The following is an 11,138-nucleotide window of genomic DNA, read 5'->3' as shown; positions in this document are numbered from 1 at the left end:
GCCAAACTTGATATAGGCATGGTTAATAGGGGTATCGTATTCATCAATGAGCATGTAGACCTTTTGGTTAAAATGTTTGTAGAGTAGCTCACTTAAAAAACGCAACCCCTGTTTTAAATGCTGTCTGGTTGCAGACTCATCTAGATAAGCTTGCATGGCTTTTTTTTCATTCAGCTGAATAGCCGTACTGTCGAGTAAATAACTATGCTGATTATACGTGTTTTTAAGTGTTATCCCTATACCCTCTTCTATTTCTTGGTAGGTACTGCCTTTAACATCTTTAAGGTTGCATAAGATAACTGGAAATTTTCCTTGGTATTCTATAATGGTATCTGGACAAGAAGCTATTTGGAGTTTTTGTAATAATTTTTTTCTACCGGTTGCCAATTTTAAATCTATTGTACCGCCTAAAAACAATGCAGGGTTGATACGCTCTGTTTCAGGGAGTGGTTCCCCTTGTGCATTTACTTCAATTTCAAAAAACCTCTTAATCATACTCATATTTAAGCTCTTTCCCCAACGTCTGGGACGTGTAATGAGTATAACTTCACTACTTTCTTCCAATAATTCTTTGATTAAAAGGCTTTTGTCTACAAATACATCACTGTGTAACAATAGGTTTTTAAAATCATCTGTCCCCGTTCTAATACGGGGGAAAAGAGTGGTTGCCATCATAGAAAAAGTTTAAAATAGCATCTATTGCATTGCCTTTGAAAAAGCAATAAACGCTTGCATGGCTATGAATGTAAGAATTTTCTACTATAGAACAAGTGTTCCCTGGCAGCACAGGTATTATGGTATCACATTGCCCTGTACATGGGCTTGAGGAAAAGTATATTAATAACTTTTTTTCACTATTTCGGTTGGTTGGTAGATGGCATTTCGAACCGCAATTTGTTGCGCTAATATTTGAGCAATTGTGTCAAAGGGAGCAATCGTTTTGTTTGAGGAAATACCTACATCTCCTTGTTCACAAATTATGGGCAATAGTGGAATTTGACCTAAAAAAGGTATAGTTTGTTGTTCCGCCAATTTTTTTCCTCCCTCTTTTCCAAAAATATAATGTGGTGTACCTATCTTTTCTTTATTTGAAAAATAATAGGACATATTTTCTACTAGTCCTAGGATAGGTACCTGAATTTGTTCTTTTTTAAACATAGCAATGGCCTTTATGGCATCTATTAATGCGATTTTTTGTGGCGTAGTAACCACCACAGCGCCTGTAACGGTAACGGTTTGCACTAAAGTAAGATGAATATCGCTTGTTCCAGGGGGAAGATCAATCAATAAATAGTCTAATACGCCCCAATATGCATCTTGTATTAATTGCTTCAATGCAGCGCTTGCCATAGGTCCACGCCATACAATGGCTTCTTGGCTATTGGCTACAAAGCCAATGGAAAGTAGCTTTACATTATGTCTTTCTAAGGGAATGATAAAATTTTTCCCATTCTGCTTAAAAACAGCTGGTTTTTCTCTTTCACAGTTCCATATAGTGGGAATAGAAGGTCCAAATATATCTGCATCTAAGAGCCCTACCCGTGCCCCATGGTTAGCTAATGAGAGGGCCACATAGGTAGCTACAGTAGATTTTCCAACGCCACCTTTGCCAGAAGCAATGGCAATAATATTTTTTACCTCAGGAAGGATAGCTGCTGGGGGACGACTTGAAGTAACTTTTGCTATGGTAGTGATGATAATTTCAAGCTCTTTTTTGATCTCTTTTCGAATAGCTTGTATACACGCTTGTTTCATAAATTCTTGTAAGGGGCAAGCCGGTGTAGTAAGTATAATCGTAAAAGAAATGGTAGCATTTGTTATAAGTAAGTCGTCAATCATACCTAGTGATACAAGGTCTTTCTTTAAATCAGGGTCATATACTGTGCGTAAAGCTTTTAGTATGCCTGTTTTTAACGTTTGCATAATTGATTGTGTGTTTCGTATTACTATCTCTGATGTTAGGCAAAAGGAGGCTGTTGCAATGGAAAATTACAGTAATTGTATTATATAAATGTAGCGTTTTTTATAATATTGAATACTATTTTCTGATAGTATTCAGTTATCTATATTTTAAGTAGATGTACGCCATGAAAAAGTTTATAGATCTACTTTATGTTTATGGTAGGTTTTTTTAGTAGCCTAGCCACTTTTGCCTATGTAGGCATCCAAAATAAAACAACTGTTTCCTCCATCCAGGGTAGTTTAATATTAGTCATAGACCAAGGCGGTAACAAATCTAAATGATCATAATCTTGCTGCATAATGGTAAGATGCCAATACGGACTTTCGATAGCGTCGTCAGACTTCTGTTTAAGTAGAATGCCTAATCTTTGTAAAAAATAACTTTTGAATAGATTTGGGGTGATACCATTTTGGTATTGATCTATTTTTTGAAGTTTTGTTAAACTTTTCCAACGGCTTAGTGCCTTTGTAATAATTAGTTGGCTACTGGTTTCTATTGCTTTCATTGTACCAACGGATATGGGTATGGATTTCCCTTCTTCTACCTCTTGATTCCCCTCTCCATATGTATCGTAGGTTTCTTTGATAGGACGGTAAGGTAATAATACCTCATCATAAGGTAATCCACAAAGCAATTTGGGTAAAGTAAGTTGCCATTCTGGACTTTGTAGTTTTCCCGTAACCAAATATTGTAAGAGGTAAACAGCATTGTGTACTGCTTGTTCGCAGGAGAATGTATTTCCGATTAAGAGATTTTGCTCCTTAAAAAAATCATAAAAGAAGGGCCATAGAAAAATCAGTCCAGTATTTTTGATATAAAAACGTATTTCTTTTTTCTGAATATCAGGTTTTTTAAATTTTGTTGGTAATACATTGGGTTGTATTTCTTGTAATTTTAATTTCGCTAATGGATCATTACCTTTCAGCATAAAAACTGGATGGTTAGCGCTAGTTTCGTTACTATTCAGCTTTTTGAGCATAGTTTTTAATAGGTTTACAATCTTATCTTCCGTTAAGTTGGTAGGCTGTATAGTTACTATTGAGGTAATAATTTGGTGGACTGTTTCTTTGGTATAGCAAACGGTAAGCAGCGTGTTTTGTACAAATTGCGTTTCGTTAATTTTATCTACTGTAATCAGGTAGTCTATGATGGAGATAGATAGTTCTTTTTTCCATGTAGATATATTAGACAGTGGTGTTATTTTATGAGGTTGACTTAATAAATTTAGGTAGGTTATGGCAAATGCACTTTTTTCTTTTGCTAGGAGCGCTATAATTTTTGTAATAACGTTTTCTTTAAAGTAATATACGAGGCGCCTAGTAATTAAATGCGTATGGGGTTGTTGTTGTAACATTTTAGATAGGGCAAATGGTTTTTGGGCTATGTATTGAAGCAGTGCATGGCCCAATGCATCAATAGTCAAGTCATGCCGTTCAGCAAAAAGAGATAGTCCACCATGTAATAATACGTAGAGTTTTGACAAAATAGTTTCTTGACATCCATGGTGTATAGCTTGGACTTGGAGAGATTTTCGATATTTTTCTTTTAGATTGTGTAATGCAATAGTAAGCTCTTCTACCGCTTTCATATCTTTGATATCCTGAATAACTAATGTAAATGTCTGTAACAGCGTGGTGGGTGTTATTTCCAAAGCATTGCTTAATTTGGTAATGGTTTGCTCTATCCAGTAATCTTTATGAAGGGGTAAAGACACTTGAGGCAACGTTATCAACACCATATCCCAAAATAAATTTTTAGTAATACTTTCTTGCCCTAGTGCGCTTTGTGTAGCGCACCATAATTGGTAACAGCTTTGTAGATAGGGAGTGCATTCTTTTCCAACATGGCTATGGTTTTCAACCAGCAGCATCAGTTGCCTATGTGTAAAATTGGCAATAAGCCGTTGACGAACATGCGTTTTAACTACTACCTCTTCTAAAGAAAAAGTAGTAGCATAGGCAATGGCATCTTTAAATAGCTCCATTACGTTTGCATAATTTCCAAGTATACCCGTATGTAAAAAGCGTATCCAACTTTGTATGATCTCTTCTCTTTTGCTTTGTACTGTATCTTCAACCGTCTTAGTTAACCATGTATAAGCGGTTTGTTTGCCTGCTTCAGAAAGTGTAGGCAAATGCTGCATTACCAACTGCTTGATCTCTGCTTGATATGTATCAACTAATACAGGTTGTCGTGCTATATTTTTGATAATTGGTAGTAAGTTACGATAGTAAAGAGGCAAATTTGTTTTGTCTAATTGAGATGACAATATTTCGTTAGTAGGTAGAAACATAAAGTCAACCTCATCTATCTCATTCTCATTTATTTGGCTTATATGTAGGGGTACTAATTTTTGCTTAAGCAAAGCAAAAGTATCCACTAGTTGAGGATATGCATTGGTTGCAGCTTTGGTGAAGCGATCACACAATATAGTTGGACTTAATTGACTATGCGGTACAAGATAGATGAGTATGCGTTCTATATATTGCTTTTCTGTAATAGGGGGGCTATTGGCAATCGCTGCTGTAATAAATAGCTCTTGTATCAAATGGGTATGCGTTTGTTTTGCATTATGCTGGATCACCTTTGCTTGGATGATAACTTTTTCTAATTTATATGTAAAATCAGCTGAAAAAGGAATCAGTGCTTGAAACAGTTTACATAAGGTTTTCTCTGTTGCATATTGTATTAGCTTTTTTAGGATAACGGGTTTTTGGCATACAGGGGCTAACGTATGGCGTATTTGTTTGGTTGTTGCGGTTTCTATACTTTTGGCTATTAGATAAGCTGGAACAGTTTGACCTGCAGGTAGTGCATGATGCAGGAGAAATTCCACTACCACGTCCAAGGAAAATGGATGCTCCCACCTTTGTCTTTCCTCCTGCTTTCTCTCTAAACCATAAATATCAGCTGTATGTTTTTTTGCTATGTTTTCTCTTTCTAGATGGTATTGATCAGCTGTATGTTTTTTTGCTATATTTTCTCTTTCTAGCTCGTATTGATCAGCTGTATGTTTTTTTGCTATGTTTTCTCTTTCTAGATAGTATTGATCAGCTGTATAGTTTTTTGCTATATTTTCTCTTTCTAGATGGTATTGATCAGCTGTATAGTTTTTTGCTATATTTTCTCTTTCTAGCTCGTATTGATCAGCTGTATGGTTTTTTTCAGTGTGCTCTCTTTCTAGATGGTATTGATCAGCTGTATGGTTTTTTTTAGATATAGCAACAGTTTGTTCAAGAATATTTGTGTGGCTTTTTTCTATTTGGGTAAGGTCAGACCTATCTGCTTTATCTGGATGCAGATAAGGGATGCATGTATTCCATATTTGTTGGTTTTCTGCTATTACTATGCTTTTGTCTATTAGGAAATTTGGCATATCATTTTGCAGAGTTTTTGTTTGCGTAAAAACTGATGCAGCTGTGGGAGCTATTTTTTGTACGGATACCAGTTGAGCCATTATGGCGTTCACCGCTGGAGTTCCTTCTGAAAAATATTGGTTGAATAGCGATGTAATCTGTTTAAAATAAATTATTTTGGATGGTTCAAAAGCATAATAAGCTAAGGTAGCTTCTTTAACAGAATCATTAAGCGCTACAGTAGAAGCAGAAGTAGTCTCTCCCCATATCTGGGTAAGTGTGGAAAATATAGAGGCAACAGAAGAATCTAGTGGTTGTATCAATGAAATAAAAAGCGTATCAGGGAGCTTTTTGACCAATCGTTCTCTGTTCTTTTTTTCTCTAAGCCAGCTTTTTATTAGGATTCGTATACCTATTGTATCCATTGCTGCTTTGATACGGTTAATGGTTTCTAATAGCTGATGGGGTGTCATGGTACTATTATCTATTTTATCTAGTTCCTTTAGTACAGTTTCCTGATTTTTGACATCTTTATTACAGAATTTAGGTGGAGTTATGGTCATGTCATGCAATTGGAGTACCCATTCTTTGGTTGTTATTGCTTGTGATGAGCTAGCATACTGGGTTGCAGTTTGTGTATAATAGGTTTGTAACTTTTCTAAGATTTTTTTATAGCTTATGGATGTTTTTGCGGCTACCTGCTTGAGTAACATGGTCAAAAAACTGATGCGATCTATTGTAGGCCTCTGGTGATTGATCATGCCCAATAGCGCTATTGAGAGCAATTGCCGTTGCGGTGTGTAGGGTGAATTGGTTAAAATTCCTGTTTTGTGCAATAAAAATCCTATTTCTGATAGAATAGGGGTAAAGTTTTGCTGTCTTAATAAGAGATGGAGGGTATTTTCTACAGTAGTTCCGGAAAAATGTGCAATACAGCGTTGAATAGCCTTCTCCTTTTTTTTAATATTATGCCAAAGTTGTTCTATGCGTAAGGGCGCATTATGTAGTAACCATATATATATCTTTTCAATCTGATTATCAGAATGTTCTGTCATCCACCAGGCAAAATTACCCTCCGATAAATAGTATGCTATAGCTTGCAGTTTTGCTTCTAGTAGTGGTATTACCTGATGGACGTTAGGATTATGCATAATCTTGTCGATCTGTTTTTGTAATACAGGTAGTAAGGCAGATGCTATCTGATAAGGTAGCTGACTGCTAAGATTAGATACGTTCAATTTACCTCCATCTACGGTAAGCTTGTCTATATGAATCACTACATCTTGCGGAACATATTGGGAAAAGAGCTTGGATAATAGAGGTATAAGTTGTTGTTCAACCGTTCTATTGACTGCATACTGTAATGCTCTATTTTGATCATGGCTTTTTTCAGTAGTCACTTCAATGCGACTACGTAAAATAACATGATGATTATGTATAGGCATACGCATCGCTATTGGCGTTATAATAATTTTGATATGGTAACCAATGATGTCTAAAAAGACATCATTCTTAATGGTAGAAAAATTTTTAAGGATATCCAATTAAACTTACGTTTAGTAGGAAAATGGCGTGGTTGTGCTAAAATCTTTATCCGTAATAATATAGCGCCACATTTTATCTAATCCTTTAGAAAGACCTATTCTAGGTGTGGATCTATAGGGTAATTGATAGCCTATATCTTTAATATATAATGTATTTGACAAAGTTATATCGATGGCATTATACGTTAAATCAATACCTAACAATCGACAAATTTTACCTGGACCATTTATATATGTGTAGGGAGGATGGATGAGTTTTATGCCTCTAATAAGCGTAGCAGCTGGAAAATTTAATGCTTCCGTAACGATATTGAAACAGTGATACTTACCATATATTAAAAATACATAGCTGAACCCAGCTAACCCAAACATAATTTTTGTTCTTTTAGTAATGCCTTTGGCAGCATGGCAAGCAGGATCATTCATACCAATGTAGCTTTCTGTTTCAGTAATAATACCTTGGAAATTATTACAACATATTACTTTACCAATTAAATTAGTACTTACTGTGTTGGTATCTTGTAAGAAAAATGCTCTATTTAAGATCATGTTAGGGGCATGTAAGCTTGAGGGTAATTAAGTAAAAAATTTGTATAATTAGAAATTTGTTATAGTCAGATTTGTTTAGTGGGCTTGAAAACACTTTTTTTATATAAAAAACCCCCATTATTCCGCTTATAAGATCTATTACCTGTACGCATTTACCTCATCCACCCGATAAGCTAAGGTTACTTCTTTGCCACAAAAAGCTAACGCAATGCTGGTAATCTTTCTTACATGAGGATAGGTTTTTACCTTAGTATGGTATTGTTTAGCGATGATTTGGGCCAAACCTGCTTGAGCTACCGCATCCAAGTTTTCTAACGTTTTAGTTGTTTTATACTCTATGATCAGTGCATTATCATTCCTACCTACTTGAGGTATTAAAAGCATATCTGCTCGACCACTGCCTGTTTCCCNGCCTTAACCGATTTAGTCGTTAAGGTTAAGACAGCACTAGATAGATGGGTAGCCTTTTTAACAAGACATGATTTGCTAAACAAAGACAACTTACCTCCTCCTTTAAACGATGTCCATTTAAAAAAGGCACTACAGGTACTGAATGTTATGAACTTTACACCAGAAGAACGTACCTTATATGAAGGCCATTTAAAGTGGTTATGGGTCGAAGAAAATACAGTTAAAAAAGCTAAAAATGAGGGTAAAGAGGAAGGTATCCAAATAGGAAAAGAGGAAGGTATCCAAATAGGAGAAACCCAAAAAGCTATGGCTATAGCCCAAAATTTGCTTCAAGAAAAGCTACCTATTGCCTATATAGCCAAGGTTACTGGTTTAACCATTAAGCAAGTAGAACAGTTATACACTGTAAGCCTTTAGGATAATAAAATCGTATCCGTTCAGGGGTATGGCAGACATATTTTATAGATTATAGCAATCAAAGCTACTTTTTTTGCTTGATCAAAAAAAGTAGCCAAAAAAAATCAAGCGCTGGTGAACAAAGCTGTTGAAAATTTCAGCTTTGTTCAAGGCGCGTTTTTATGATCTTGCATTATTGTACTATTGCTAATTATTGTACTATTTCTAATGGGTACAAACAGGGATACGCATAGGCCATATCACTGAACGGATACAAACATCTATTCCCTGTACGCATTTACCTCATCCACCCGATAAGCTAAAGTTACTTCTTTGCCACAAAAAGCTAACGCAATGCTGGTAATCTTTCTTACATGAGGATAGGTTTTTACCTTAGTATGGTATTGTTTAGCGATGATTTGGGCCAAACCTGCTTGGGCTACCGCATCCAAGTTTTCTAACGTTTTAGTTGTTTTATACTCTATGATCAGTGCATTATCATTCCTACCTACTTGAGGTATTAAAAGCATATCTGCCCGACCACTGCCTGTTTCCCTTTCACTTTCTATGCTATAGTCAGCACACAACATATGTAACATGCCCAACATAAAGCCACTGTAAAATAGTTCTGCTTTGGTGCTTCCTGTTTGGAAAAAACTGGTAGCACGATACAGCAATGTTTGCAATTGCTCCTTAAAGGTCTCTATATGGCCAGCTGGTAATAAGTGAACAAAGGAATAGTATTTAGAGCTGTCTATGTTTAATTGGTCGGTAACCCACTGCAATACTCTTGTTTCATAGATATATTTTACTTCTTGATTGGGAATAGATAGACCATAAATATGGCGTTCTGCGGATACCACAGTGGGATTTAAATAACCACTAAATAACAACAAACTCAATAAGCCAACTGGTTTGTTAATATCGGAGAAACTAATTTGCTTGGTAATGGGAGAAGTGACGGTTTGACCTTGAACCAGACATTGCCAATCTGCTTGCATTTGGTCAGCCAATAGCGCTTTATCTACTAAACTGGTGCCACCACTGTCTAACCAATAGTAGTCAAGCAAGCCTTCACNAGTACGATACAGTAATGTTTGCAATTGCTCCTTAAAGGTCTCTATATGGCCAGCTGGTAATAAGTGAACAAAGGAATAGTATTTAGAGCTGTCTATGTTTAATTGGTCGGTAACCCACTGCAATACTCTTGTTTCATAGATATATTTTACTTCTTGATTGGGAATAGATAGACCATAAATATGGCGTTCTGCGGATACCACAGTGGGATTTAAATAACCACTAAATAACAACAAACTCAATAAGCCAACTGGTTTGTTAATATCGGAGAAACTAATTTGCTTGGTAATGGGAGAAGTGACGGTTTGACCTTGAACCAGACATTGCCAATCTGCTTGCATTTGGTCAGCCAATANTCCAAGTTTTCTAACGTTTTAGTTGTTTTATACTCTATGATCAGTGCATTATCATTCCTACCTACTTGAGGTATTAAAAGCATATCTGCTCGACCACTGCCTGTTTCCCTTTCACTTTCTATGCTATAGTCAGCACACAACATATGTAACATGCCCAACATAAAGCCACTGTAAAATAGTTCTGCTTTGGTGCTTCCTGTTTGGNATAGATATATTTTACTTCTTGATTGGGAATAGATAGACCATAAATATGGCGTTCTGCGGATACCACAGTGGGATTTAAATAACCACTAAATAACAACAAACTCAATAAGCCAACTGGTTTGTTAATATCGGAGAAACTAATTTGCTTGGTAATGGGAGAAGTGACGGTTTGACCTTGAACCAGACATTGCCAATCTGCTTGCATTTGGTCAGCCAATAGCGCTTTATCTACTAAACCGGTGCCACCACTGTCTAACCAATAGTAGTCAAGCAAGCCTTCGCTAGCTAGACATTGCATCATAGACCAAGGATTGTAAATTACCTCACCCCCAAAAGTATAGCCATTATACCAATCTTTGATTTTTGCTGGTTCCGTTTGGGTAGGCACCTTACTAAGCAAGTCATCTACTTCGCTTTGCGTAAAACCATAAAATTGTGTGAAGTTTTTATCCAACAACGTATATTCCCGTACATTATTGAGATCTGAAAAGAGATTGGCTTTGGCTATGCGTAATATGCCTGTGATAACGCCTTTTTCTAAATAGGGATTGCTTTTTAAGGCGCTACCAAAAATTCCACGGAATAGTTCTAAAATTTCTTCAAAGGATTCACTTTGGCTACCAAATTTAATATACGAACTATTGATAGGGGTATCATATTCATCAATCAAGATATAAACCTTTTGGTTAAAATGTTTGTAGAGCAGTTCGCTTAAAAAACGCAACCCTTGTTTTAAATCATTTTTATCGAGTTTTCCATCCAAATAGCGCTGTAGTTTCTCTTTTTGAGCATTATCCAGTACCCCCCCTGATGCTGCTAGATGTACGCTTAGATAACGATGGCAGGAAAATAATGTTATAATTTGATCTTTAATGCCTTTCTCGATTTCTTGGTAAGAACTCCCCTTAACATCTTTCAGGTTAAGCAAGATGACTGGAAATTGCCCCTGGCGTTTCATAGCATGGGGATAACTGGCAATTTTTAAAGGATAGAGTACTTTAGTTTCGTTAAATCCTATATCTATACTACCTCCCTTAAAAAGCAAATAATTTGTGCGTGCTTCTTCTGCTAGTTTATGCCCTTCTTGGTCTACTTCAATTTCAAAAAATTTGCGCAGCATATCCATGTTCAAGCTTTTACCCCAACGTCTGGGACGGGTAATCAGTATTACCTTACTAGGCTCATCTAGTAAGGCCTGAATCATTAAGCTTTTATCTACAAATACATCACTATTTACTAATAGGTCATAAAAGTCATCGGTTCCCGTTCGGATGCGGGAATG

At 36.2% G+C, this 11,138-nt stretch carries 9 protein-coding genes and 1 pseudogene (1 of these 10 cut by a window edge); 1 reads left to right on the top strand and 9 read right to left on the bottom strand.

The window, feature by feature from the left end; all coding sequences use genetic code 11:
• The 5 genes and pseudogenes from EDM02_RS00480 to EDM02_RS00460 all read right to left on the bottom strand — a co-directional run.
• On the bottom strand, positions 1-672 hold a 672-nt coding region (locus tag EDM02_RS00480; RefSeq protein ID WP_221179572.1), incomplete at its 3' end, for an AAA family ATPase.
• 165 nt (positions 673-837) lie between these two features.
• Positions 838-1,923, bottom strand: a complete 1,086-nt coding sequence (locus EDM02_RS00475; RefSeq protein ID WP_123662207.1) for an Mrp/NBP35 family ATP-binding protein — start codon at positions 1,921-1,923, stop codon at positions 838-840.
• Positions 1,924-2,153: 230 nt separating this feature from the next.
• A complete protein-coding gene (locus EDM02_RS00470) occupies positions 2,154-6,863 on the bottom strand; it encodes a contractile injection system tape measure protein (protein ID WP_123662205.1) in 4,710 nt (1,569 codons plus the stop codon).
• A 12-nt stretch (positions 6,864-6,875) separates the two neighbouring features.
• Positions 6,876-7,412 carry a DNA-3-methyladenine glycosylase gene (locus EDM02_RS00465; RefSeq protein WP_123662203.1) on the bottom strand — a complete coding sequence of 179 codons (537 nt, stop codon included), beginning with the start codon at positions 7,410-7,412 and terminating at the stop codon, positions 6,876-6,878.
• Positions 7,413-7,550: 138 nt separating this feature from the next.
• Positions 7,551-7,808 (bottom strand): annotated as a pseudogene (locus EDM02_RS00460) (PD-(D/E)XK nuclease domain-containing protein); the annotation flags it as partial.
• A gap of 87 nt (positions 7,809-7,895) precedes the next feature.
• Between EDM02_RS00460 and EDM02_RS00455 the strand changes: the two are divergent.
• Positions 7,896-8,240 (top strand): hypothetical protein, encoded by a 345-nt coding sequence (locus EDM02_RS00455; protein WP_123662199.1) that lies wholly within the window; start codon positions 7,896-7,898, stop codon positions 8,238-8,240.
• Between the two features lie 260 nt (positions 8,241-8,500).
• Here the strand turns inward: EDM02_RS00455 and EDM02_RS06200 are convergent, their stop codons facing one another.
• The 4 genes from EDM02_RS06200 to EDM02_RS00440 form a co-directional block, all read right to left on the bottom strand.
• Positions 8,501-9,220: a PD-(D/E)XK nuclease domain-containing protein gene (locus tag EDM02_RS06200; RefSeq protein ID WP_478210128.1), complete on the bottom strand. Its 720-nt coding sequence runs from the start codon at positions 9,218-9,220 to the stop codon at positions 8,501-8,503.
• A 314-nt stretch (positions 9,221-9,534) separates the two neighbouring features.
• On the bottom strand, positions 9,535-9,795 hold the full coding sequence (locus tag EDM02_RS06105) for a PD-(D/E)XK nuclease domain-containing protein (protein WP_420886337.1): 261 nt from the start codon (positions 9,793-9,795) through the stop codon (positions 9,535-9,537).
• Positions 9,771-11,129: an AAA family ATPase gene (locus tag EDM02_RS00445; RefSeq protein ID WP_221179573.1), complete on the bottom strand. Its 1,359-nt coding sequence runs from the start codon at positions 11,127-11,129 to the stop codon at positions 9,771-9,773. The genes EDM02_RS06105 and EDM02_RS00445 overlap by 25 nt, the downstream gene beginning before the upstream one ends.
• Positions 11,093-11,138 carry the 3' portion of an AAA family ATPase gene (locus EDM02_RS00440; RefSeq protein ID WP_123662195.1) on the bottom strand. Its footprint extends 536 nt past the window's final position, so 46 of the gene's 582 nt are visible here — the last part of the coding sequence; its start codon lies off the right edge, out of view — the gene reads right to left on this strand; it ends in the stop codon at positions 11,093-11,095. Before EDM02_RS00440 ends, EDM02_RS00445 begins: the two co-directional genes overlap by 37 nt.

Source organism: Candidatus Cardinium hertigii (assembly GCF_003788695.1).
This window is presented reverse-complemented; position numbering and strand designations above follow the sequence as displayed.